The organism is Streptococcus infantis, assembly GCF_047463655.1.
GTDB lineage: Bacteria > Bacillota > Bacilli > Lactobacillales > Streptococcaceae > Streptococcus > Streptococcus infantis_Z.
In genome coordinates this window covers 185184-211306 of sequence record NZ_JASHDM010000001.1, presented here as the reverse complement: position 1 = coordinate 211306, position 26123 = coordinate 185184, and the positions used below count along the sequence as shown (strand labels likewise).

Annotated in this window: 23 protein-coding genes and 2 pseudogenes; 1 reads left to right on the top strand and 24 read right to left on the bottom strand. The window is 38.9% G+C overall.

Going from position 1 to position 26123, the window contains the following annotated elements; genetic code table 11:
• Positions 1-71 precede the first annotated feature (71 nt).
• The 17 genes and pseudogenes from lacA to eno form a co-directional block, all read right to left on the bottom strand.
• A complete protein-coding gene (gene lacA / locus QM877_RS01045; protein ID WP_000029277.1) occupies positions 72-497 on the bottom strand; it encodes a galactose-6-phosphate isomerase subunit LacA in 426 nt (141 codons plus the stop codon).
• A 258-nt stretch (positions 498-755) separates the two neighbouring features.
• Positions 756-1649 carry an aldose 1-epimerase family protein gene (locus QM877_RS01040; RefSeq protein ID WP_414317291.1) on the bottom strand — a complete coding sequence of 298 codons (894 nt, stop codon included), beginning with the start codon at positions 1647-1649 and terminating at the stop codon, positions 756-758.
• A gap of 103 nt (positions 1650-1752) precedes the next feature.
• Complete coding sequence (locus QM877_RS01035; protein WP_414317290.1) at positions 1753-3228, bottom strand: PTS galactitol transporter subunit IIC; 1476 nt, start codon at positions 3226-3228, stop codon at positions 1753-1755.
• 44 nt (positions 3229-3272) lie between these two features.
• Complete coding sequence (locus tag QM877_RS01030) at positions 3273-3578, bottom strand: PTS sugar transporter subunit IIB (RefSeq protein WP_000590576.1); 306 nt, start codon at positions 3576-3578, stop codon at positions 3273-3275.
• 39 nt (positions 3579-3617) lie between these two features.
• Positions 3618-4094, bottom strand: a complete 477-nt coding sequence (locus QM877_RS01025; RefSeq protein ID WP_414317289.1) for a PTS sugar transporter subunit IIA — start codon at positions 4092-4094, stop codon at positions 3618-3620.
• A 198-nt stretch (positions 4095-4292) separates the two neighbouring features.
• A pseudogene (locus tag QM877_RS01020) lies at positions 4293-4748 on the bottom strand (hypothetical protein); the annotation flags it as partial.
• Positions 4749-4961: 213 nt separating this feature from the next.
• Positions 4962-5159 carry a hypothetical protein gene (locus tag QM877_RS01015; RefSeq protein ID WP_414317288.1) on the bottom strand — a complete coding sequence of 66 codons (198 nt, stop codon included), beginning with the start codon at positions 5157-5159 and terminating at the stop codon, positions 4962-4964.
• 184 nt (positions 5160-5343) lie between these two features.
• Positions 5344-5561, bottom strand: a pseudogene (locus QM877_RS01010) (hypothetical protein); the annotation flags it as partial.
• A gap of 299 nt (positions 5562-5860) precedes the next feature.
• Positions 5861-7684: a translation elongation factor 4 gene (gene lepA, locus QM877_RS01005; protein ID WP_414317287.1), complete on the bottom strand. Its 1824-nt coding sequence runs from the start codon at positions 7682-7684 to the stop codon at positions 5861-5863.
• A gap of 78 nt (positions 7685-7762) precedes the next feature.
• A complete protein-coding gene (locus QM877_RS01000; RefSeq protein WP_414317286.1) occupies positions 7763-8491 on the bottom strand; it encodes a metallophosphoesterase family protein in 729 nt (242 codons plus the stop codon).
• Entirely contained in the window at positions 8492-10159 is a 1668-nt protein-coding gene (gene recN, locus QM877_RS00995; protein ID WP_414317285.1) for a DNA repair protein RecN, read from the bottom strand.
• A 6-nt stretch (positions 10160-10165) separates the two neighbouring features.
• Positions 10166-10597 carry an arginine repressor gene (locus QM877_RS00990; protein ID WP_414273604.1) on the bottom strand — a complete coding sequence of 144 codons (432 nt, stop codon included), beginning with the start codon at positions 10595-10597 and terminating at the stop codon, positions 10166-10168.
• Positions 10590-11405 (bottom strand): TlyA family RNA methyltransferase, encoded by an 816-nt coding sequence (locus tag QM877_RS00985; protein WP_414317284.1) that lies wholly within the window; start codon positions 11403-11405, stop codon positions 10590-10592. Before QM877_RS00985 ends, QM877_RS00990 begins: the two co-directional genes overlap by 8 nt.
• Positions 11398-12273: a polyprenyl synthetase family protein gene (locus QM877_RS00980; protein WP_414317283.1), complete on the bottom strand. Its 876-nt coding sequence runs from the start codon at positions 12271-12273 to the stop codon at positions 11398-11400. Before QM877_RS00980 ends, QM877_RS00985 begins: the two co-directional genes overlap by 8 nt.
• Positions 12270-12482 carry an exodeoxyribonuclease VII small subunit gene (locus QM877_RS00975; protein ID WP_000043228.1) on the bottom strand — a complete coding sequence of 71 codons (213 nt, stop codon included), beginning with the start codon at positions 12480-12482 and terminating at the stop codon, positions 12270-12272. Before QM877_RS00975 ends, QM877_RS00980 begins: the two co-directional genes overlap by 4 nt.
• Positions 12460-13800, bottom strand: a complete 1341-nt coding sequence (xseA, locus tag QM877_RS00970; protein ID WP_414317282.1) for an exodeoxyribonuclease VII large subunit — start codon at positions 13798-13800, stop codon at positions 12460-12462. The genes QM877_RS00975 and xseA overlap by 23 nt, the downstream gene beginning before the upstream one ends.
• 260 nt (positions 13801-14060) lie before the next feature.
• Complete coding sequence (gene eno / locus QM877_RS00965; protein ID WP_000022825.1) at positions 14061-15365, bottom strand: surface-displayed alpha-enolase; 1305 nt, start codon at positions 15363-15365, stop codon at positions 14061-14063.
• Positions 15366-15529: 164 nt separating this feature from the next.
• Between eno and QM877_RS00960 the strand changes: the two genes are divergently transcribed.
• Positions 15530-15976, top strand: a complete 447-nt coding sequence (locus QM877_RS00960) for a DUF1694 domain-containing protein (protein WP_248034364.1) — start codon at positions 15530-15532, stop codon at positions 15974-15976.
• On the opposite strand, the gene QM877_RS00955 is transcribed toward QM877_RS00960, so the two are convergent.
• The 7 genes from QM877_RS00955 to pulA all read right to left on the bottom strand — a co-directional run bounded on the left by QM877_RS00955 (position 15973) and on the right by pulA (position 26101).
• Positions 15973-17088, bottom strand: a complete 1116-nt coding sequence (locus QM877_RS00955; protein WP_414317281.1) for a glycerate kinase — start codon at positions 17086-17088, stop codon at positions 15973-15975. The two genes, QM877_RS00960 and QM877_RS00955, sit on opposite strands and share 4 nt — an antisense overlap.
• Positions 17089-17104: 16 nt before the next feature.
• Positions 17105-17746, bottom strand: a complete 642-nt coding sequence (serB, locus tag QM877_RS00950) for a phosphoserine phosphatase SerB (protein ID WP_414317280.1) — start codon at positions 17744-17746, stop codon at positions 17105-17107.
• Between the two features lie 62 nt (positions 17747-17808).
• A complete protein-coding gene (gene glgA / locus QM877_RS00945) occupies positions 17809-19242 on the bottom strand; it encodes a glycogen synthase GlgA (RefSeq protein WP_414317279.1) in 1434 nt (477 codons plus the stop codon).
• Complete coding sequence (gene glgD / locus QM877_RS00940; protein ID WP_414317278.1) at positions 19239-20378, bottom strand: glucose-1-phosphate adenylyltransferase subunit GlgD; 1140 nt, start codon at positions 20376-20378, stop codon at positions 19239-19241. The genes glgA and glgD overlap by 4 nt, the downstream gene beginning before the upstream one ends.
• Positions 20368-21510, bottom strand: a complete 1143-nt coding sequence (locus QM877_RS00935) for a glucose-1-phosphate adenylyltransferase (RefSeq protein ID WP_414317277.1) — start codon at positions 21508-21510, stop codon at positions 20368-20370. The genes glgD and QM877_RS00935 overlap by 11 nt, the downstream gene beginning before the upstream one ends.
• On the bottom strand, positions 21500-23428 hold the full coding sequence (gene glgB, locus QM877_RS00930; RefSeq protein WP_414317276.1) for a 1,4-alpha-glucan branching protein GlgB: 1929 nt from the start codon (positions 23426-23428) through the stop codon (positions 21500-21502). The genes QM877_RS00935 and glgB overlap by 11 nt, the downstream gene beginning before the upstream one ends.
• A 390-nt stretch (positions 23429-23818) precedes the next feature.
• The gene (gene pulA / locus QM877_RS00925; protein ID WP_414317275.1) at positions 23819-26101 is read right to left on the bottom strand and encodes a type I pullulanase; all 2283 of its coding nucleotides are present in this window, start codon (positions 26099-26101) and stop codon (positions 23819-23821) included.
• Positions 26102-26123 lie beyond the last annotated feature (22 nt).

Sequence of the window (26123 nt, the reverse complement as noted above, 5' to 3'; positions counted from 1 at the left end):
AGCGAGCTGCGAGCATAACTGAGGTTAGCTAAAGTGAGCTGACGACAGATTATCTTGATTTTTGAAGAGTATTAGCACATTTTGTTCAACATGTCGACCCTGATTTGGTGACGACCACCGTCATACTTACCATTTACAAAGCCTTTAGCGATGTTCTTAGCCAATTCATCACCAACAAGTTGTGCCCCCATAGTGATCATACGTGAGTTGTTGTGGCCACGAGTCATATAAGCTGAACGTTCGTCAGATACTTCTGCAGCAACCATTCCTTTGATTTTAGTTGCAACCATAAATGGACCTGCACCATAAGCATCAATGACAATACCAAGGTTTTGTTCTTCTTTGTTTACTTCTGCAGCAACTGCAAGAGTTACATCAACGAAGTCTTGACCTTCAGCTGTAACATCCACAACGTGGAAGTTTTCTTTTTCCAAGAAATCTTTAACGACTTCTTTCAATCTCAAACCTGCAGCATCTGCACCAATAACAATAGACATATTGTATACTCCTTTTTTATAATAGACCAGTAAAAATTTTTTGGTTCTGGAAAGAAAATGACCATCACCAAATAGTTACTAGTAGTTTTGTTGACTATTTTAGATTAAGAATGAATCATCTATTCACTCTTAGTAACTTCTCCTTGGAGAAATTGGAAGAATAACTTGTCAAAACAAACACAAATTGTTCTTTCTAAACATAATATACTACTATTGTTTAAAAGAGTCAACAGTTTGTGTTTGTTTTTGTTTATTTTTTTAGAAAATTTCTATATCAAAACCAATTTGATCACTTTGAGCTGGATTTAAGATTCGAACATTTTTCTTATCTTCTAGATGATCGCCCTCTTCGAGTGAAGTTGACAAACCTGACCAAGGTTCCAGAGCAAGGAAAGGACCTTTATTAAGCGTTGACCAAACGATGAGGTTTGGAAACTCTTTAAAGTCTAGTTTCAATCCCTTTTCATGCTTGCGTGACATTAAAGAAACAGAGCGAGAGGCTAATTCATCTAATGTCACAGCATCATAGCTAAAGAAATCATAATTTAGATCTAATTCTTTTTGGTCTTTTAAGAAGGCACTTCTATCTTGAAAATCTAACATTCCAGTTTCTGGGAATGGTTTCGGAACTGTACATGTTTCAGCTTTTTCAAATTGAAGATAATAATCTTCATAGGTTTCATCATCAAATAAAGGACAGTTAAAGCCTGGATGTCCACCAATAAAGTAAGGCATCTTTTTATCTGTTTCCTTATTAGTAACTTGATACTGTGTACGAATAGTCTTTCCAGTAACTGTATAAGTTATTTCTAAGCGAAAATGATATGGATAATTCTCATACATTTCTTGATCATCTTCAATAGCAAAAGTAACCGAGTTATCCGTTTGATCCACTAATTCAAAATCTTTTTTCCGTACAAGACCATGACGTGGGATTTTACCTTTTACTTGACTACCATCTTCTTGATCATACAATACAGTATCATTTCTAACAGATCCACAAATTGGAAATAGAACAGGTGCTTGTCCACTCCAGTAAGTTGGATCTCCTTGCCACAAATACTCAATTCCATCTTTGTCTTTTATCGAAGAAAGTGCACCACCAAAAGTTTGAAACTGTACACTTAACTGTTCTGTTTTTAATTCAATCATTAGAATTACCTCCATTTATTTAAGCCCTAAAAAAACTAGGCTGTCGACTCCAGATTTGGAAACTGACAACCTAGTTTTTACAATTTACATTTTTAGGAGCGAATTATTTTGCGTTTGCTGCGTATTCTTCATTACGTTTAATCATTTGTTTTCTGTACCATGCAAAGATACCAACGTAGAATACTAGGAATACTAATGCGCCAAGGATAGCTTTGATATCACCAGTTGTAGCATTACCAATTGCCCAACCAAATAGTTTTTCGATTGGTCCTTCAAGAGTTGAGTGAGTAATCAATTGAGTTTGGCTTACACCTTCTGGGAAGGCACCTACACCTTTAGCAAGTTCAGTTGCGAATGGTGCGATAAGTGTACCTGAAAGAAGGAAGAGTGGCAACAAGAGTGTTCCGAAGATAATCATACGGAGCAATTTACCACGAGTAACTACCAAGAGAGCTGGAGTTACACCCATTGCGATGATACCAGCAAGTGGCAAGATACCATTTCCGACATTTGAAAGAAGCACAGCTTCAACCAACATGATTGGTGCAAGTACGTTGGCACAAGCCCAGATTTCAGCACGACCAGCGATAAATGGCCAGTCAAGACCGATGTTGAATTTACGTCCTTGAAGACGTTTAGTAGCAACGTTTGTAATACCTTGTGAAAGTGGTTCTACGGCTGCGATGAACCATGAACCGATCAATGAGAAGAGCTCCAAGCAGACACCGGCAGTCAAACCAAGTGACAACCAACCTTTAATAACAAGTTCCCATGAAGATGCATCTTCTACTCCAGCAACTGGATGTGGAGTTCCCATCAAACCAATAACGATACCAAGGATGAAACCGATGAAGAATTTAGATCCCCAGAAACCGATTCTCTTATTCAATTTAGCAGCGTCAAAGTCAAATTTATCAAGACCTGGGAAGAGTTTATCAAAAATCTTATCCAAAACCATGATAACTGGGTTCATCATGTAGTTCATGTGAGTTGAAGTCATTGGTGATGAACTTGGTGCGTTAAGAAGGTCGTCAAATGTTGGTTTCATCAAGTCAGAGTTGATGATTTTAAGAACCCCAACAAGGACAACTGCTGCAGTCGCGATGAAGAGTGAAACTCCTTGGCTAACTCCATTGTTGTCAGCGTACCATTTAATCAAAAGACCAGTGATAGACAAGTGCCAGATATCAAAGATATCGACGTCAAGTGTATCAGTTTTCTTCATTGCAAGCATGACAATGTTGACAATCAACATCACAAGCAAGAAGTAAAGTGTCCAGGCAGAACCCCAAGTGATTGTAGCAAGTGGTGCCCAACCAACGTCGGTGATGTTCAATTGAATACCAGTATTTTCAACGAATTTTGCAAGAGAAGCTGAGAAAGCTCCGTTAAGCATTCCGATGATCGCACCGATACCTGTAAGCGCGATGGCAAGTTTAATACCACCTTCAAGTGCTTTGGAGAATTTCACTCCGAAAAGCAAGGCCAATACTGTCAAAATGATCAGCATGATGATTGGGCCACCCATAGCCAAGATAGGTTTAAAGAAATCGTTGGCCAGATTGATAATGATATCCATAATTTTCCTCCCTTTATTTTTATGGAATATTTACAAAGTAATAATTAGCTTAGACCATGTTCTTTGATAGCTGCTTCAATATTGTCATAGACTGGAGCGCTCATAGCTGGAATACGGAACAAGATTGGTCCTGCTTCAACAACTGGAATACCTGGTTCAAAACCTAAATCAGTAGCAGCGATTGGTGTGAAGATATCATAACCTTTAATCAAGTCTTCATTGACATCTTTTACCATAACGGCATCACATTGAACATCGTACCCACGGTTAGAAAGTTCTTCTTCAAGAGCACTTTTAATTTGGTGGCTTGAGTTAACACCTGCACCACAAGCAGCAAGAATTTTAATCATTTGGATTTCCTCCGTTTTTATATAAAAATTATTAACAAATTAAGCAGTCGCTTCTGAGATATATTGGAACAAGGCTTCAGGTTCCGTAATCTTAGATAGTGCTTCAAGATGACCATTGCCTGTAAAGAAGTCCATCAACTGTGCAAGAATATTTGTTTGACTTGAACTTGAATTGTTGATGATAAAGAACAATAATGACACTTCTACTTCCTTATCAGGAGCAATCATATTGTGAAATGTAACTGGCTTCTCTAAACGTACTACAACTACATTTTCAGTAAGGTTATGAATGGTATCAGTGTGAGGAATCGCTACGTTTGGCAAGTCCTTCCCTAAAAATTCCATATCTAAACCTGTTGGAAATGACTTTTCACGTTCAATCAAAGCCAATCGATAAGTATCCGTAACAATTTTACGTTCTTCTAATAAAGTTGCAACCTGATCAAAGAGTTGTTCTTGATTATCCGCTTCTAAGCAAAACACTAAGTCTTTGTCAAAGAAATGATCTAATCCCATGACCTTCTCCCTTCATATTTAACTTTTATGGTATAAGTATAACACTATATGAAACCGTTGTCAATCTTTTTTGTTGTATTTTGTTTGATTTTTATTTTTTTTGTTTACGTTTTAAACATTTTCTAATTTCAAACATATTTTTTATAAATTTCTTGATAAGTGAAACAAAAAACAGGAATGCCTCCTGTTTTCACGATTTTAACTCTTTTTATTTGTCCAACTTTCTTCCACCATAGGAAGGATATTTTTCAATACTTCTGGAACACCTTCAAGAGAAACATATCTAAACTTACCATCATCGGATTTAAAAACCCAGATAATTAAATATTTACCATTCTTAGCAATATAGTTTACTACGTAGGCCTCATAGCCACCGATAGTTGATTTTGACCCCCATACCTTGGAAAAGTCTTGACTTTTCTGTTTAGATTCATAAATGCTCGTTGAAATTTGAACAGTTTCTAGCGCTGCGTACTCACTTTCACTAATACCAAACTGCTAAGGTTTAAAGGTATTGAGAGTTACAATATTGACATCCGTCCCATCACAGTACTAAATGTCACCTCCACCTTCAATTTCTTTGAAATGAACCCATGATTTAGGAATTTTTACATAACCATAATCATCAGATCCAACTATTTGAGTTTCTTCTGTCTGGCTAGATAAGAAAGGCGATGATTAAGTGCCACTGGTCCGGACGTGATTCGCAACCACGCAAATAAAGCCCCAGCACTTGCACTGCTGGGGCTTTTCCATTTCTCATGGCTTAGAAAACTATCACTTTTTCGCAGAATCCGTATAACACATTTACGGAGCAGATGCAAGAAAATGCGTTTTTTGAGAGGTTCTGACTAAAAATACGTCTATTTATTTTTTATGGTTTTTTATTGTAAAGTAGACCCAACCGAATGAACATAGGTTGTAGAAAGCAAATGAAAAAACTGCAAGGATGATAGCTCCTGTATCTAAATAACCTCTTTCAAGACCGTTTTTCAACAACAACAAGCCTGTAGTTTCGACAACGATCAAACATAAAAATATATAAAAAATTTTCGCATTAAGCATATTGTTACCGCTTTCTTTTTATTTGGTTTTATTGTATAATAAAAGTTGAAAAAAATCAAAAAAACATAACCACCTGTCTAACGGGTGGTTTTTACTAGGGCTATAAGCCCAAATTACCAGCCAGCGCCTAAAGACGCTGGCTTCATTCTTGACTCGTCACTTGCCTCTTAAAGACGCTTGAGTATTACTTACCACTTTCCCTAAAGGGATCCTCATATTCTTTTACACTTAATTTATCTAGTGCTATATCATCTTTACTCGTTCTCAAATTTTCATACTCGTGAAGAAATCATCCACTGTATAATTGCTTTAATCTTGAATATATTTCTTAATTGTGGCTTCATTAAGTACATAATAACCTTCCGACCAGAAATGTCTATTCCCAAACTTATATAGTTGATTGAAATAAGATATGAACAAAGAGATTAGGAAAGTCAAATCAATTTCTAAAAATGTTTTAGAATTTGTAGTGTACTATTCTAAGTTCAATCTGCTATACTTGAGGTTGGCGCGTTTGTCAAACATTAAGAAAAGAGGCTGGGCAAAAAGTCTTTAAAATCAGAAAAACGCATAATATCAGGTGTTGAAAACCTTGATACTATGCGTTATATTTTTTTCATTTTCGGAGAAAATTGACTTTTTACCCAGCCACTTAAAAAATCATTATTTTATATTTATCTTATTTTTTCTTGAAATCTCAACTATTCTTCATCCATACTCAAGACGCTGAGGAAGGCCTCTTGAGGAACTTCTACTGATCCGATGGCTTTCATGCGTTTCTTACCAGCTTTTTGTTTTTCGAGGAGTTTGCGTTTACGAGAAACGTCACCACCATAACACTTGGCAAGAACGTTCTTACGAAGGGCCTTGATATCTGTACGAGCCACAATCTTATGTCCAATTGCTGCTTGGATTGGCACCTCAAATTGTTGACGAGGAATGATTTTCTTGAGCTTATCAACGATGAGTTTTCCGCGTTCATAAGCAAAGTCCTTGTGAACGATGAAGCTGAGGGCATCTACCTTATCTCCATTGAGGAGGATGTCCATTTTAACCAACTTAGATGGACGATACTCTGATAATTCGTAGTCAAAACTTGCATAACCACGTGTTGAAGACTTAAGCTTATCAAAGAAGTCGAAGACGATTTCAGCCAGTGGAATTTGATAGATAACATTGACACGATTGTCATCAATATAGTCCATAGTCACAAAGTCCCCACGCTTACGCTGAGCCAATTCCATTACTGCTCCGACGAACTCCTGTGGTACCATGATTTGCGCTTTAACATAAGGCTCTTCAATGGTCGCAATCTTAGTTGGGTCTGGGAACTCAGATGGGTTAGACACATCCATAGACTCGCCGTCTGTCAGATTGACCTTATATATAACGGATGGTGCAGTCATGATCAAATCAATGTTGAACTCACGCTCTAAACGTTCTTGGATTACATCCATATGGAGAAGTCCAAGGAAACCACAACGGAAACCAAATCCAAGTGCCTGAGATGTTTCTGGTTCAAACTGAAGACTAGCATCATTCAGTTGCAATTTTTCAAGGGCTTCACGTAGGTCATTGTACTTGTTTGACTCAATTGGATAGAGACCCGCAAAGACCATAGGATTCATCTGCTTGTAGCCATGTAAGGGCTCTGCCGCAGGATTGGTTGCCAAGGTAACTGTATCACCCACACGAGTATCCTGAACCGTCTTGATAGAAGCCGCAATATAACCAACGTCCCCAGTCGCAAGAAAATCACGACCAACTGCTTTCGGAGTAAAAATACCAACTTCTGTCACATCAAAGGTCTTACCATTGCTCATAAGCTGAATCTTATCGCCAGGTTTGACCACTCCATCCATGACACGCACTTGGAGGATAACACCACGGTAGGCATCGTAAACAGAGTCGAAAATCAAGGCCTTAAGTGGCGCCGTCACATCACCTGTTGGCGCTGGCACTTTTTCTACGATTTGCTCGAGGATTTCTTCAATCCCAATACCAGCCTTGGCTGAAGCTAAGACCGCTTCACTAGCATCCAGTCCAATGACATCCTCAATCTCCGTACGCACGCGCTCAGGGTCTGCTGCTGGCAGGTCAATTTTATTAATGACTGGCATGATTTCCAAATCATTGTCCAAGGCCAGATAAACGTTGGCAAGGGTTTGGGCCTCAATCCCTTGGGCAGCATCGACTACCAAAATCGCTCCCTCACAGGCAGCTAGCGAACGTGAAACTTCATAGGTAAAGTCCACGTGCCCCGGCGTGTCAATCAAATGGAAAATATAAGTTTCGCCATCTTTTGCAGTATAATTCAGCTCGATGGCATTAAGTTTAATAGTAATCCCACGTTCTCTCTCTAGGTCCATACTATCAAGAAGCTGAGCCTGCATTTCGCGACTAGAAACTGTCTCAGTCGCTTCTAAAATACGGTCTGCTAGTGTTGACTTCCCATGGTCAATATGGGCGATAATAGAGAAGTTACGGATCTTCTCCTGTCGTTTTTTCAATTCTTCTAAGTTCATGATTCTCTTCCTTTCAGGGTATTTATTTATTATAAATTGTTTTTGACATTTTGACAAGACCATACCCTGCTAGGAGTACTAATCTTCAGCGACAAAGCCGTCATTTTCGATAAAGTGGTGTTCTGTCATCCCTTGGTCTGTAAAGACAATCCCGTGAAGGACTCCACCATAAACAGCTCCTCCATCCATTCCAATCTTGCCATCTTCTGTAGTCCAAAGCTCAGCAGTACCACGCTCTTGCTTTAACAAACCATAGACCGGTGTATGGCCAAAGACAATGATTTTTCCAGTATGATTTTCTGCTTCGTGGAATGGTTTTCTAAGCCAGACTTTTTTATAATCTGTAGTTTCATGCCAGTCATCCAAGGTCAAATCAATACCTGCGTGAACAAAGATATACTTGTCTGTCTCTACCACAAATGGCATTTGACGAATAAATTCGACTAAGTTTGCTGCTTCAGTCTCGACACGCTTAGCATCTGCTACTCCATCTACTGGTGCATCTAGAGGACGACCTAAAATGGAATTAATGGTTGTATCCCCACCATTTCGACGATAGTGGTCATAACTTTCTTCAGGATTATCTAACCAAGTTAAAAACATATACTCGTGGTTCCCAGATAAGCAGATAGCTCCTTGATTGTCCACTAAATCCTTAACTATTTCAAGAACACGGCGGCTATCTTCTCCTCTATCAATCAAATCTCCAAGAAAGAGTAATTGAGTCTTGCCATCCCATGTTTTAAGTAAGTCTTCCAGCATTCCAGCTTTTCCGTGGACATCACCAATTACATAATAGTCTGTCATTTATTTCTCCTTACTTTGTAATAATTCTCTCGCTTGATTCAATGCTGCTTCCGTCACATTCTCCCCAGCCAACATCTTAGCGACTTCTTCAATTCTTTCTTCAACTGTCAGCAAGCGAACTGTTGAAACGGTCGAATATTCATTGCTAATCTTTTCGATGAAGAACTGATAATCTGCAATCGCAATAACTTGAGGAAGGTGAGAAATAGCTAATACTTGACCGTGCTGTCCAATTTTGTGAATTTTTTGTGCGATGGCTTGAGCTACACGACCTGAAACTCCCGTATCTACTTCATCAAAGACAATGCTAGTCTTGCCTTCTTTTCGAGAAAAGGCAGACTTAATGGCTAGCATGAGACGAGACAACTCTCCACCAGAAGCTACTTTTACTAAAGGTTTAAAATCTTCTCCAGGATTGGTTGAAATGTAAAACTCAACACTCTCATTACCTTCACGACTGAATTTTCCTTGACTAAAACGAACTTGAAATTGTGCTTTCTCCATGTAAAGGTCTTGCAATTCTTGCTTGATTTCAGCTTCTAAGTCCTGCGCTATTTTATGGCGAGCCTGAGCAACTTGACCTGCTAGGTCCACAAGATTTTTTTCAAGTTTCTTGAGTTCGATTTCCATATCTTCAGAAGATAGATTATTTCCTGTTAGAAGATTGTATTCGTCTGTAATCTTGGCAAAGTATTCAAGGACATCATCTACACTACTACCATACTTACGGGTAATGGTATGAATCAAATCTAGTCGACTTTCAACCTGCATCAGACGATTACCATCAAAATCTAAATCATCGATAATGGATTCCAATCGCTTGGTTATATCTTCTAGAACATAATAGGATTCAGAAAGGGAGCTTGAAATCTCACGATACTCTGGATCGAACTCTTCAAGACTTTCCATATCATTCATGGCCGAACGAACATTTGCAAGGCTTGAAAATTCTTCATTATCAAGCATACTATAAGCATTTGTTAAAGTATCGGCAATATGTTTATGGTTCAGTAGTTTGTCTCTTTCTTGATTGAGAGTAACATCTTCACCAGCTTTCAAATTAGCTGCTTCAATCTCAGCCATCTGAAATTCCAACATCTCAATTCGCGCCTTGTGTTCTTGCTGATTTTTTTTGATGTCAAGCACTTGCTTGCGCATACGACGATAGTTGTCAAAGCTAGCCTGATATGCTTCTTTTAATTCAAAGAAAGAAGTATCTCCAAACTCATCCAACATCTGGATATGTCGATGTGGACGCATTAACTCCTCTTGGTCATGTTGACCATGGATATCAACTAGCTGTTGACCAATTGTCCTTAATACTGAAAGATTAACCATCTGTCCATTGACACGACTGATGCTACGGCCGTTTTGTAAAATTTCGCGACGAATAATGATTTCATCACTCAATTCTAATCCTTGTTCATCAAAAATTTCTTCTAGCGCGCGATTACTTTCAATTGAAAAAAGACCTTCAATTTCTGCTTTTGGAGCCCCATGACGAATAACTTCTGTTGTAGCTCGAGCTCCTAACATCATATTCATAGCATCAATAATGATTGATTTACCCGCACCTGTTTCACCAGTTAAAACTGTCATCCCTTGTTCAAAGTTCAAAGAAATTGATTCGATGATAGCAAAATTTTTAATCGAAATTTCCAGTAACATATAATCCTACCAATTTTTAACTTGCTCAAAAATATCTTTGGCTGTTTCTTCACTTCTCAATACCATCAAGATGGAATTATCATCAGCAATACAGCTAAAAATTTGGTCAGAAAAAACAGCCATCAACTGACTCTTAACGAAAACAGTATTTCCTGGAATGACTTGCAAATTGATCATATATCCCATTCGTTCAGCATGAACAATATTGTTTTCTGTCAATTGCAAGCTTCTAACGATTGATTTTGGTAATTCATAAATGTAAGTATTGTCTTTCAATGGAATTTTTACAATACCTAATTCTTTAATATCTCGGGAGACTGTTGCTTGAGTAGCAGAGATACCAGCTTCTCTCAAGTGTTCAACGATTTCTTCCTGTGTGCCGATTTGATAATCTGTAACAAATCTTCTAATCTTCTCAAGTCGCTCTTTTTTATTCATCTTTAAATTCTCTATGTGCTTTCTCCACTATTTTTTCTATTTCAGAAGTAACCTGATTGATTGCGTGATCTTCTTTTCGCAAATAGGCTAAAAACTCGATATTCCCATGACCACCTTGAATAGGAGAATAGTCCAATCCTAAGACTGAAAATCCTTCATCAACTGCCATTTTAGTAACTGATTCTAAAACATTTTGGTGAACCTTGGCATCTCTGATAATTCCATTTTTACCAATCTGTTCTCGACCAGCCTCAAATTGAGGCTTAACTAGAGCCACAACCTGACCTTGATCGGCTAAAACACGGTGTAAGGCTGGCAAAATAAGGCCTAGGGAAATAAAACTGACATCGATACTTGCGAAACTTGGTTCCTGATTAAAGTCGGTCTTTTCAGCATAACGGAAATTAAACTGCTCCATACTGACAACACGAGGGTCTTGGCGTAATTTCCATGCCAGTTGGTTAGTACCAACATCAACTGCAAAAACTTGTTTAGCACCATTTTGCAACATGACATCCGTAAAACCTCCAGTTGAAGCTCCGATATCAATGGTCGTTTGTCCCTCAACTGATAGATCAAAAATATCTAGCGCCTTCTCAAGTTTCAAGCCACCACGACTGACATACTTAAGTTTCTCGCCCTTGAGTTTCAACTCTGTATCGTCAGGAATTTTTTCTCCTGGTTTATCAAATCGTTCGCCATTTATAACAGCGACTACCAAACCAGCCATAACACCTCGTTTGGCTTGTTCTCTCGTTTCAAATAAACCTTGTTTGTAAGCTAATACATCTACTCTTTCCTTAGCCATTGATTCTCAAACTTTCTACTATTTTCACAATTGGTTCTTTGTCAAAGATCACAACCTGGCTAATCTCTTCAAGTTTCGCATTAGCTTGATCCAAGGTTTGATTGCAAAACGCTATCGCCTGGTCTAATCCCAACAATGCAGGATAGGTTGACTTCTCGGCTTGCAAATCTTTCTGGGGTGTTTTGCCGATTTCCTCAAAGCTAGCGGTAACATCAAGCACATCATCTCTCACTTGGAAAGCAAGCCCAATCAACTCGCCAACTTTTTTAAGCTGCTTCTGAAGTTTTTCATCCAATCCAGCAATGATACCAGCCGCTTGGAAAGGAAAGGCTAAAAGTTTACCAGTCTTATTAGCATGGATAGTCTGAAGTTCCTCTAAATTCAAGTGTTTTCCTTCGCCTTCCATATCCAAAACTTGACCAGCCACCATTCCCATACTTCCAGAAGCAATTGATAAATTAGCTATTAAATCAACCTTTGTTTGACTCGGCAAATCAGCTTTAGCAATTAAAGCATAGGGATCCAAAAAAAGTGCATCCCCTGCTAAAATAGCTAGAGCTTCACCATACACCTTATGGTTGGTCAAACGCCCCCGACGAAAATCATCATTATCCATAGCAGGAAGATCATCATGGATCAAACTTCCTGTATGAATCATTTCTAGTGCCGCTGCAACTTGAGCATGTTCCTGAGTGATAGGCACTTGTAAGGAGTCCAAAACTTCTAAAAGTAAATATGGACGAATCCGTTTACCACCAGCATGGACGGAATAGAGAATAGATTCTCTTAAACTGGACGCAAATTGTTGGTCCCCATAAAAGTCTTCAAGAGCTGACTCGACCAAAGCTAGTTTTTCCTGCTTGTTCATACCAGTTCACTTTCTGTTCCATCTTCTTGCATAACCTTGACCAAGGTCTTTTCGGCTTTGTCAAGAGTAGCTTGCAATTCTTTTGACAAGAGCATTCCCTTTTGAAAAGCCGAAATAGCATCTTCCAAAGCAATTTCACCATTCTCTAAGCTTTGAACAATCGTTTCAAGTTCTGCTAGATTTTCCTCAAATTTCTTTTGTTTTGACATCTCTTACCTCTAATTCTACTTGACCGTCCCGCATCAACAGTGATACTTGGTCATTTTCTTTCAAATCTTTCGCAGAAGCGACTACGACTTCTCCTTTTTTGACAATTGCATAACCTCTGGCTACAATTCGACTAGTATCTAGCATAAGGAGAGCTTCTGATAGGCGTTTTACTTCTGCTACTTTTGCATCATAGGTCACAGCCATCTGGCTACGCAGCAGTTTCTTTAATTGCTGGATACGATCCTGATAACGCTGAATCTTGATGGTTGGTGATAATTGTTCCAAACGGTGGACTTGTTCTTGCACCTTTTGTTGATTTCGAACCAATTCAGCATTCAGTCCTTGCTTCAGTCGCAGCTGTAACTGATCTAAGCGTTGTAGATAGCCGTCATATAAACGCTCTGGTTGTCTGAAGATGACCGATTGACTGAGGATTCTCAAAGTTTCTTGTTTCTTTGACAAGGTATGCTTAACCGCTGTAGTCATGCGTTTTTCTTGATTCTGAAGATAGGTCAAAAGATCTAACTTAGTTACTGGTGTAGCGAGTTCAGCAGCAGCTGTCGGCGTTGCCGCTCTCTTGTCAGCAACAAAATCAGCCAAGGTGACATCTGTTTCATGACCTACACTCGAAATAATCGGTAAACGAGATTCAAAAATTGCTCGAACTACAATTTCTTCGTTAAAGGCCCAAAGATCTTCAATGGAGCCTCCCCCACGGCCGATAATCAGAACATCTAAGTCATCGCGTTCATTGGCTCGAGTTATATTACGAGCAATTTCCTCTGCAGCACCCTCACCTTGAACTTTAGTAGGATATAAGACAATTTCCACACCAGGGAAGCGTCTGCTAACTGTCGTAATAATATCCTGAATAACAGCTCCGCTACGGCTAGTCACCACACCTATTTTTTTTGAAAATTGTGGTAAAGATTGTTTAAATCGCTCTTGAAATAAACCTTCTTCCGCCAGTTTCTTCTTAAGCTGTTCAAATTGGATAGCCAAGGCACCAACACCATCTGGTTCAGCTTTTTCAATAATAATCGAATAGCTTCCACTTGGCTCATAGACTTGAACACGACCAACTACATTGATCTTCATCCCTTCTTTCAAATCAAAACCTAGTTTCTGATAAATACCTGACCAAATGGTTGCCTGAATAACTGCACGATCATCCTTAAGAGAAAAATACTGATGGGTTGGACGCTTACGGAAGTTAGAGACTTGACCAGTTAAATATACCCGTTCCAAGTAGGGGTCTTTATCGAATTTCATTTTTAAATACTTGGTCAAAGTCGTAACCGATAAATACTTTTCCATCTCTACCTCCTTCTTTTCTCTAGTTTTTCCTGGGTATTATTATACCAAAAAAACGTTTAAAAATCTTGTATTTCCACCTAGAATAGTGAAAATACAGGGAATTTATGTGTGAATTAATTTCTTAATATTTTTGCCCCTTTTTTGCCCCCTGAACAGAAAAAAAGCCCTTCGGATAAAATCCGAGGGGCTTAAATCTTGTTTAATCAAGAGCCGAACTTTTGAGTTTCAAGGTTCGGGATAAAATAGTTCACTGAACTATTTTATTTTTTAAGGTTGTAGAATGATTTCAATCCACGGTATTCAGCTACTTCACCAAGTTGATCTTCGATACGAAGCAATTGGTTGTATTTAGCGATACGGTCAGTACGTGAAAGTGAACCAGTCTTGATTTGTCCTGCGTTAGTTGCAACTGCGATGTCAGCGATTGTTGAATCTTCAGTTTCACCTGAACGGTGTGATACAACGGCAGTGTAACCAGCTTCTTTAGCCATTTCGATAGCGTCGAATGTTTCAGTAAGAGTACCGATTTGGTTAACTTTGATAAGGATTGAGTTAGCAGCGCCTTCAGCGATACCTCTTTCAAGGTAAGCAGTGTTTGTTACGAAGAAGTCGTCACCAACCAATTGAACTTTACCACCAAGACGTTCAGTAAGAGCTTTCCATCCATCCCAGTCGTTTTCGTCCATACCATCTTCGATAGTGATGATTGGGTATTTGTTTACCAATTCTTCAAGGTAGTCGATTTGTTCTGCAGAAGTACGAACAGCTGCTCCTTCACCTTCGAATTTAGTGTAGTCGTAAACTTTACGTTCTTTATCGTAGAATTCTGATGATGCACAGTCAAATCCGATAAATACGTCTTTACCTGGAACATAACCAGCAGCTTCGATAGCAGCAAGGATAGTTTCAACACCGTCTTCAGTTCCTTCGAAACGAGGAGCGAATCCACCTTCGTCACCTACGGCTGTTTCAAGACCACGAGATTTAAGGATTTTCTTAAGAGCGTGGAAGATTTCAGCACCCCAACGAAGAGCTTCTTTGAATGTTGGTGCACCAGCAGGTACGATCATGAATTCTTGGAAAGCGATTGGAGCATCTGAGTGAGATCCACCGTTGATGATGTTCATCATAGGAGTTGGAAGAACTTTAGTGTTGAATCCACCAAGGTAGCTGTAAAGTGGGATTTCAAGGTAGTCAGCAGCAGCACGAGCTACAGCGATAGACACACCAAGGATTGCGTTAGCACCCAATTTACCTTTGTTAGGAGTTCCGTCAAGTGCGATCATAGCACGGTCGATAGCTTGTTGGTCACGTACATCGTAGCCGATGATTGCTTCAGCGATGATGTTGTTTACGTTGTCAACAGCTTTTTGTGTACCAAGACCACCGTAACGAGATTTGTCACCATCACGAAGTTCAACTGCTTCGTGTTCACCAGTAGAAGCTCCAGATGGAACCATACCACGTCCGAAAGCACCTGATTCAGTGTAAACTTCTACTTCAAGTGTTGGGTTACCGCGTGAGTCTAGGACTTCGCGAGCGTAAACATCAGTAATAATTGACATTTTTTACTCTCCTTATTGAGTTAAATTTTTTACACCTCTATGATACCTTAAAAAGACACCTTTTTCAAGGAAAAACGTTATCTTTGTGCAAATTTTCCTTAAGTTTATAAAGTAATCGCTTTCTTTCATCTGTTTTCTCCTTTATTTTATGATATACTATTTTTATGACTGATCTATCTAAACAAATCCTAGAAAAGGCCAATGGTGGTCTTAAACTAAATCCTGATGAACAAAGACGTTTTCTCGGAACATTTGAGGAACGTGTCCTTGGCTACGCGGACCTTGAAACAGCTGATGATGATAAATTTAAAAATGGATTTTTAACAATTATAGAAACCTTTAAAAAAGAGACTCAACCTCTATTTGTCAAAATTTCTCCTCAGGTAGAGTTTGATAAACAAGTTTTTTATCTAAAACAATCCAAAGATGCTGACTGCCAAGCGACCATCGTTTCTGAAGATCATAACTCTTCTCCTTTTGGCCTAGTTATCCATAGCGATGCCCCTGTTCAAACAAGTGAAAAAGACCTCAGAAAGGCCTTTTCAGACTTATGGCAGGAAAAAGAGATGAAAAAAGCTCCTACTTCTCTTTGGAAAAAGTGGTTTGGTTAATTTTTCTTCAAAGCTAAAATTTGACCAATGTTTGCAGCTGTATCTTCTAAATAGATAGCTGCATTTTTTAGACTATCCTCAAGCGGTTCGCTTTTTTCTAGTATTGAAAAGGCAGCAACGAGATTTTCATATGGCAAGGGCGGTAAATCCTCTGACAGACTCCCACAAATAGCAATAACTGGAACACCATTTGGTGTTCTTTTTGCTACTCCGATTGGAGCCTTACCAGATAAACTTTGAGAATCTAACCTACCTTCACCGACAATAACTAGATCTGCATCTGCAACCTGTTCATCGAAGTTTATTAAATCTAAACAGGTTTGAATACCAGATACAATCTCTGCTCCTGCAAAGGCACACAAACCAGCCGCAATGCCACCACCTGCTCCAGCACCATCCAATTTTAACATTTCAGGTGCAACTTTGCGGTAAAAGTTTTCAATAGCAATATCAACGTCTTGGAATTTAGCTGGTTCCAACCCTTTTTGCTTTCCAAATGTATAGGTAGCACCGTGAGTTCCACAGAGTAGATTGGTCACATCTGCTAAGATTTTGATACGCACATCAGCAGGCATGGTAACGACACTTTTGTCCAAAATCTTACTAATTTCAAATATGGACTGGCCACAAGCCTCAAGTTCCATCCCGCTTTCATCATAAAGCTGATACCCGAGTCCTGAGGCAATTCCAATACCACCATCGTTACTGGATGTCCCACCAACTCCTATATAGATCTCTTTCATTCCTTGTTCGATTAAATATAGGATCAGTTGACCAATCCCCTTTGTTTGAATCTTCAGTGGATTTCGTTTTTCAATAGGAATTTTAGCAAGCCCAACTAAATCAGCCACCTCGAAAAGAGCAAGTTCTCCTTTTTGAACATAAGTCATTTGAACCTCATCTCCAAAGGGACCTGTCACTAAAGCAGTTTTTTCTACAAGACCAAGTGAATTTTTAATGGCATCCACTGTTCCTTCCCCTCCATCGCCAACAGGTAAGAGCAAACATTTCGATTCAGGTAGAGCTTTTTTAAAGCCGCGTTTTATAGCTTCAGCCACTTGGTTAGCAGAGAGACTCTCCTTAAAAGAGTCAGGCGCGATAACAATTTTCATACACTCATCTTTCTAATCAAAGGAAATCTATCAGATTCAATACTTTTGTTAAATCTCTATCTTCAATTTGAAGGGGAATTTCCTCTTTCACGATTTCTTTGGCACAGAAGCCAATGCCGATTCCAGCTCTCTTCAACATTGCTAAATCATTAGCTCCATCTCCAATAGCAATCGTCCTTTCGATAGGTACTTTTAATTCATCAGCCCATCTTACTAGGGTTTCTTTTTTAACTTCTCTGCTTATAATAGGACCAACAAGACTTCCAGTTAAATGACCATCTCTGATTTCCAGTTGATTAGCAGAAAATAATGAAATCCCTAAATCTTTTGCTATTCTTTCAACCACAGGTGTAAATCCACCCGAAACTAAACCCACTTCTATCTGATTTTTTTGCAGAGTGTTAATAAATTGCGCAGCATTTTTACTAAGGTGTAATTCATGATAAATCTTATCAAAAGTATCTACAGATAGTCCTTGTAATAAAGAAACACGTTTTCTCAGGCTTTCTTCAAAATCTAGTTCTCCCCTCATAGCTTGGGCAGTCAGTAGGGCTACTTCATTTTCACATTCTGCTTCTTTCCCCAACAAATCAATAACTTCCTCTTCTATCAGTGTCCCATCTACATCCAGTACACAGAGTCCTTTAATTTTTTTCATATAATTGCCTTACTTTCATAATCTCAAAAAATCGTATGAAGGTATCATACGATTTTAACTATTTAGTTTGCTAAGCTATGATACAAATCAAGATAGGACTTGCAGGCTGTATCCCAAGAGAAATCACATTCCATAGCTTGAACTTGCATATTTTTCCAAACATCAGGATGGTTGTGATAAACATCTAAAGCTGTTTGCAATGCCCAGTTGAGCCAGTATGGAGTTAGGTTGTTAAAGCTAAAGCCTGTACCTGTTCCTTCAATTGGATTAAAGGCTTGAACAGTATCTCTAAGTCCACCCACCTCGTTTACTAAAGGAAGCGTACCATATCTCATGGCCATCATTTGTGAAAGTCCACACGGTTCAAAACGACTTGGCATAAGGAACAAATCACAAGCAGCGTAGATTTCTTGTGCCAATTTCACATCGAAAGTAATATTGGCAGAAAGTTTTTCTGGGAATACTTGACTAAACCAAGAGAAGGCTTGTTCAAATCCTGGATCTCCAGTACCCAAGAGAACAATTTGAATATCCTCTTGAAGCATACGATGCAGGCTTTCAACCACCACATCAAAGCCCTTCTGACGAGTCAAACGTGACACGATACCAATCATTGGCACATCTTGACGTACTGGAAGACCAACTCTTTCTTGAAGTTTCGCTTTATTTTGAGCTTTTCCTGACAAATCAGTTTTATTAAAATGATACTCAAGTAAAGCATCCGTCTCTGGATTGTATAAATCAGTATCAATACCATTAACAATACCAGAAACCTTACCAGATTCCATACGAAGAATCTGATCAATACCGCAACCAAACTCTGTAGTCATGATCTCATAAGCATAGCTCGGTGACACGGTTGATACACGGTCTGCATAGAGAATACCAGCCTTCATCCAGTTAAGACAATCATTCCAACGAACTGTTCCATCAGCGTAGCGCTCAAATCCAACCCTGAACAAGTCCCAAAGCATACTTTCAGAGAATTGACCCTGAAATTCCAAGTTATGAATGGTCAAAACAGTTTTGATTCCTTGGTAAGCTTGTATCCATCTGTATTTTTCTTTCAGCAAGAAAGGAATCATTGCTGTATGGTAGTCATGAGCGTGGAGGACATCAGGGATAAATCCGATACGCTCCATAGCTTCAAGGGCAGCAAGTTGGAAGAAGGCAAAGCGTTCACCATCATCGAAATCTCCATAAACATGCCCACGGAAGAAATAATATTGATTGTCGATAAAGTAGAAGGTAACACCATTTAAAACTGTTTTCTTAATTCCACAAAATTGTCTGCGCCAACCAACATAGACTTCGAATTGAAGGACATCTTCAATCTGATTACCAAACTTAGCTTCAACCATGTCATAATAGGGTAAGATAACAGCAACTTCATGCCCAGCTTTTACTAATGATTTTGGAAGTGCTCCGATAACGTCTCCCAATCCACCTGTTTTTGAAAAGGGAGCTCCCTCTGCTGCTACAAATAAAATTTTCATGAAAGGACATCCTCTGTTACTTTTTCGCCTTTTTTGATGATAACAGGTTTTTCTGCTGTACCTCGAATAACAACTCCCTCAGCTATTTCAGCACCCTTATCAACAATTGCATACTCAACTTGTGCACCTTTTCCAACGACAACGCGAGGGAAGATAAGAGATTCTTTAACCAAGCTGTCTTTATTGATACGAACATTACGCGAAATAACAGATTTAATCACTTCGCCTTCAACGATACTACCAGAAGCAAATTGAGATGTGTTTACTTTTGAACCAGATGCGTAGTAGGTAGGTTCTTCGTTTTTAACTTTAGTATGAATCTTTTGATTTGGTGAGAACAAAGAGTAGAATTTATGCTGATCAAGCATATCTAAATTAGCTTGGTAATATGTTTCTATTGAATGAATATTGGCTAGGTAACCTGTATATTCATATGCAAAAGCACCTTCTTTGGCTGCCAAATCACGAAGAACATAACGTAGTTTTTCTGGGTGTTCTTTCTGAGCTTCTTCTTCCAAACGCTTAATCAACCATTGAGTGTCTACTACAAAGATATCTGTCGACATGTTGTAGTATTCTTGGTTTGATTTTTTATCAAAGAGTTTGTGAGAAAGCACATGGTCAGTTTCATCAATATCAAGGATTGCATTTACTTCTGAAATATCTTTCTTAGGTAATTTCTTATAAACTACTGTAATCGGTGATTTTGTTGTATTATGCAAATGGAAAACTTGATTGAGATCGATATTCACTAAAACATCACAGTTCAAGGAAACGGTTTGGTCTGACCCTGAACGTTTTAAGTAAGTCAAAAGTTGTTGATAGTATTCTTTACCGACTGTGCTACTTTCTACACGTGTATTGTAAATACCTAAATAGTAGTGACTAAGTAGTGTATTCAAGCCCCACTCACGGCCTGAACGAATATGGTCGAAAACTGAGCTAATATTATCTTGTTGGAAGATTCCAAAGATACTACGAACCCCAGCATTTGCTAAACTTGAAAGTGGGAAGTCAATCAAACGATACTTTCCTCCAAATGGCAAACTTGCCACTGGACGGTTACTTGTCAAGGTTGACATATCATGGAAACCAACGGTATTTCCTAAAATCGCTGAATATTTATCAATCTTCATCTGTTGCTACCCCCACTACTTCGTTATATCCGACTACTTGTACTTCTTCTGTACCATCAATTTCAACACCATCGGCAATAATTGCACCTTCACCGATGATTGCACGTGTAATTTTAGCACCTCTACCGATAACTGCTCCACTCATGATGACAGAATCAACAACTTCTGCTCCCTTACGAACTTGAGCAGTTGTAGAAAGAATAGAGTGTTTCACTGTACCATTTACGTAACAGCCGTCCACTACAAGAGAGTCTTCTACTTGAGCGAATTCTCCAAGGAAGTTTGGTGGAGCGATAAGGTTACGAGAATAAATTTTCCATTGACGGTTACGGCTATCTAGAGCATTTTCTGGAGAGATGTATTCCATATTTGCTTCCCAGAGTGATTCGATAGTACCAACGTCCTTCCAGTATCCATTGAACTCGTAAGCATAGACACTTTCACCTGTCTCAAGATAATTAGGAATAACATTCTTTCCGAAATCAGACATATCTAGGTTAGCCTTTTCAGCAGCAACTAGCATGTTACGAAGTCGTTTCCAGTCAAAGATATAAATCCCCATTGATGCCTTGGTTGATTTTGGTTGGGCAGGTTTTTCTTCGAATTCAACAATGCGATTATTAGCATCTGTATTCATGATACCGAAACGACTAGCTTCTTTTAGTGGTACATCCAAGACAGCTACTGTCAAGCTGGCATTGTTATCCTTGTGTGATTGGAGCATATCATCATAGTCCATCTTGTAAATATGGTCTCCTGAAAGAATCAAAACATACTCAGGATTAATGCTATCGATATAGTCAATATTTTGGTAAATGGCATGACTTGTACCTTCAAACCAACGGTTCCCCTCACTTGCAGAGTAAGGTTGAAGGATAGAAACACCTGAATCAATTACATCAAGACCCCAACTAGAACCGTTTCCGATGTGATTGTTAAGAGCAAGAGGTTGATACTGTGTGATTACCCCAACATTGTGGATACCAGAGTTGGCACAGTTAGAAAGAGCAAAGTCAATGATACGATAGCGCCCACCAAATTGCACAGCAGGTTTTGCAATGCTTTGAGTGAGTTTACCGAGACGAGTTCCTTGCCCACCGGCAAGGATTAAAGCTAGCATTTCATTCTTCATTTTCTACTCCTTTTTGAGATTTATTTGATTCTTTTTTAGCGGGTTTCAAGCGACGTTTGAGTTTCCAAATACTTGCTCCCATTGCTGGTAGAGTAAAGGTCAATGTCTGTTCATAATCCTTCCACAATCCTTCTTGAGTTTGAACTGTTTGGTTATGCTCTTTCCAAACACCACCCCATTGCTCCAACTCAGTATTCCAAATTTCTTCATAGATACCTGCAACAGGAAGCCCAATTGTGAATTTATGACGTTCAACTGGCGCCATATTGAAGACACAGACTAACATTTCGTCTTTCTTACCTTTACGAATAAAGGAAAGAACGCTTTGGTCTCTATTATCTGCATCAATGATTTCAATTCCATCATAGCTCAAATCAACTTCCCATAGACAGCGATGGTCTTTGTAGAATTGATTCAGTTGAGAAGTGAAGTATTTCATCTTAGCATTCATTGGATCTTCTAAGTTAGACCATTCCAATTGCTCTTCAGATTTCCATTCTAAGAATTGTCCAAACTCACTACCCATGAAGAGCAATTTTTTACCAGGGTGACAAATTTGATAGGTGTAGAGATTTCTCAAACCAGCGAACTGATTGTAACGATCCCCCCACATCTTATGCATCATACTCTTCTTACCATGTACAACCTCATCATGTGAAAATGGTAGGAGATAATTTTCATTAAAGACATACATGAAGCTGAAAGTTACAAGGTTAAAGTCATACTTGCGGTAAATTGGATCTTCTTCGTAGAAACGTAGGATATCATTCATCCACCCCATGTTCCACTTGTAATCAAATCCTAGTCCACCCATTTCCTTCATGCCAGTAATCTTGGTACCTGAAGAAGACTCCTCTGCAATCATCATAACATCCGGATGAGCTAGCTTAATAACATCGTTCAAACGTTGAAGGAAATAATAGCCTTCATAGTTGAGATTGCCACCGTCTTTATTTGGGGTCCATGGAGCATTATCATAATCTAGATAGAGAATATTACTTACGGCATCAACACGAATACCATCTAGGTGATAGAAATCAATCCAAAACTTAATGCTAGAAATCAAGAAAGATTGGACTTCATTTTTACCAAGGTCAAAGTTGAGTGCTCCCCAACCGTAGTTGTTAGCCTTATTATGATCTTGGTATTCAAAAGTCGGGGTGCCGTCGTAGTATGCCAAAGCGTCGTCATTGATTGTAAAGTGTCCAGGTACCCAGTCCACAATAACTCCGATATTGTTGATATGACATTCCTCAACAAAGTCTTGAAACTCTTCAGGACAACCATAGGCATGCTCTAAAGCGAAGTAGCCCATGAGCTGATAACCCCAGCTCAAACCGAGAGGGTGAGCCATCAAAGGCATAAACTCGATATGAGTATAGTTCATCTCAACAAGATAGGGGATGAGCTCTTCTTTGAGTTGGGCAAAGCTATAAGGTGTCCCATCAGGGTTTCTCTTCCAAGATCCTGCATGCGCCTCATAGATATTGACTGGTCGTTCGAAAAATCCCCAACGTTTTCTGCGAGCTAACCAGAGACCGTCCTTCCATTTTTTCTCAGGAATTTCTGTTAAAACTGCCCCTGTGCCTGGACGAGCTTCAAAACGAACTGCCAAGGGATCAATTTTCATGAGTTGATGCCCATTAGCACGAGTAATATGATATTTATAAATATGTCCCTCTTGAGCTAAAGTGGTAAAAACTTCCCAAACTCCAGATTCATTACGAACCATGGGGATTTGATTTTCAACCCAGTTAGTAAAATCACCAACTAGATGGACAGCCTGCGCATTTGGCGCCCAGACACGGAATGTATAACCATACTCACCGTCTCTTTCTTCACGATGCGCTCCTAAATAGTGTTGAAGATGGAAATTTTCGCCACTAGTAAAAGTTCTTAAAGCCTCAAATTTATCCATTGAATCCCCCTTTTATTGTAAGCGTTTTCTATGTCTTTATTATACTATCTTTTAAGAAAACTTTCAACTAATTTCCGAATTCTACTAAAATTTTTTTCGAAAATCTTCATATAGTTATCTTAACATTTCTAAAATTTTCATAAATGATAATAAGCAATGGAATTTTCTATTAGCTACTGTTACAAAAATAACTCTCATTATCTATATATAAAACAACTCGCTTAAAAACTGAACATTTTTAGATTTTGATAACATAATATTCGTAGATAACTCTTTTTATATAATTTTACCAAATTTTCTGAAATTTTCAACTATTTTTAGTAATTGTTCCATTTTTATGTCTAGAAATATAAAAAACTCAAGCATAAATCTTGAGTTTTGGTTCATTTTTTAGGATAAAACATTCATAACTGCCACACTAACATCGTCAATGGCATTTTCTTGGTTAGAACGGCTATTAGTTACTAACATTTCTAGGTTTCCTGCATTTTCATAGTAATATGAAGCCCCTTTGGCATTGAAAACAACTAAGAAGTGCTCTTCACCACCATGAATCTCGTAGACAATCCAACCACTATTTTCAATGGCTGTGTGAACAAACACATGACGGTAAACTTCTTCATAGGTAGGGTATGAAAAGGCATTGGTTTGTGTTTTGAGTCGTATAATTTGACGGACAAACTCGATGCTATCTTGACGGTTATTGATCAAATCCCAGTTGACTTGGTTGACGCTATCTGGAGCATTGTAACTATTCATTGCTCGCTCACGATCTGCGTGAGTCAACTCGCCATTTTCTCCTGTAGCTACAAGCTTGGTACGGCCAAACTCTTGCCCCAACTCCATGAAGGCCATCCCTTGCATGAGAAGGTTCATGGCTGTCGCTGTTTCTACTTTCTTCATGATACGTTTTTCACTCTCCGCTGGATGAAGTGTTTTAAGCAAATCATGCAAATTGTAGTTATCGTGGGCTTCTACATAGTTAAGAACCTGATTGGGACTGAGGTAAGAACCCAGCTCTCGGCTTCCAAGGATAGCCTTTGCGACGATCGGCTCAGTACCTGCACCACTGACAAAACCAGATTTGATAGAACCATAGACTTCACAACCTTTGACCGCATCACGTTGATTATCATTAAAGAATCCAATGTTTGGCAATTGATAGGCATTATCTTTCTTAGCCTTATCATAAGGAGCAAGACCAGTTCCCATATCCCATCCTTCTCCATAAAGGATGATTTTAGGATCGACTTCGTCCATAGCCCAACGAATCATCTGCATGGTTTTAACATCGTGAATTCCCATCAAGTCAAAGCGGAAACCGTCAATATTGTACTCTTTTACCCAGTAGAGAAGGGAATCAATCATATACTTACGGAACATTTCGTGCTCACTGGCAGTTTCGTTACCGACTCCTGTTCCATTTTGGTAGGTTCCATCATGGTTCATTCGATAATAATAATCAGGAACCGTTGTTTGGAATGGCGCATCCACCGTTGAGAAGGTATGATTGTAAACAACATCCATAATAACACCGATACCAGCATCGTGATAAGCTTGGACCATAGCCTTCAAATCACGGATAGCTTGACCTGGATCATTTGGATTGGTAGACATGCTAGTTTCTGGAGCATTGTAGTTTTGTGGATCATATCCCCAGTTATAAGTTACATTTCCATTAGCTTCGTATTCTTTATGACGGTCAGCAATTGGTTGCAACTGAACATAATTGACACCAAGTTCTTTGATGTAATCAAACGCTGTCGATTGACCATATTGGTTAACTGTTCCAGTTTGCGCTGCACCTAAGAAGGTTCCTCTTAATTCTGGCGCAACACCAGATGTTTCAGACTTAGTCAAATCACGGATATGCATTTCATACACAACTGCCTGGCAAGGATTTTCCAAACGCCAAGTTGCTTCTGTACCATGCTTAACCTCAAAACCTTCGACCTGACGATCTTGATTTGAGACAATGGCTGAACGTTTTCCATCAGGACTTGTCGCTATTGTATATGGATCACGAGTTAATGACTGGTGATGAGGAAAGTCAATTTGGTAGTGGTAAGCACGACCTGCTAAGCTTTCTGGGACTGTTAAACTCCAAACTCCAATTGTATTATACTTGTGGCTATAGGAATAACTATTTCCTCGCTCCATTTCAAATGTTTTAAGGATAGGAGAATCGTTGCTCGCTGATTCATAGACTACTACTTGGACAGAAGTAGCTGTTGGTGCCCATAAGCTAAAACTTGTTTCATTTTCAGAAACCTGACATCCCAACTCTCCTTGATAACCCCAGTGGTGGTCGAAACTGGCACTATTGATAGCCTTGTCAAAGGCAAAAGGATTTTGGTCTTTATAGTGGGGACTGGCAATAGCTGGATTTTCAGAGTAATAAACGGTATCATCTCCATCCAAAATCCAAACCTCTGTCAAAAGTGGATAGTAATTGAAGCGAATAGGATATTCTTTGCTGACACCATCTTTTTCAACGCTAAAAGTCATGGTCTCAAGAGCCACTTCACTCGATTGAGTCAGTGAAAATTTGGCACCAAAATATTCTTCTTCTTTGATAAGCTCTACTGAATCTAGAGGCTTTTTGCTGAAACTGCAAGCCTCGTAGGCTTCATCCTTGCGATGGTAATGAATAAGTACAGGATAATTGTACATGGTTCTTCCTAATTTCTAAATT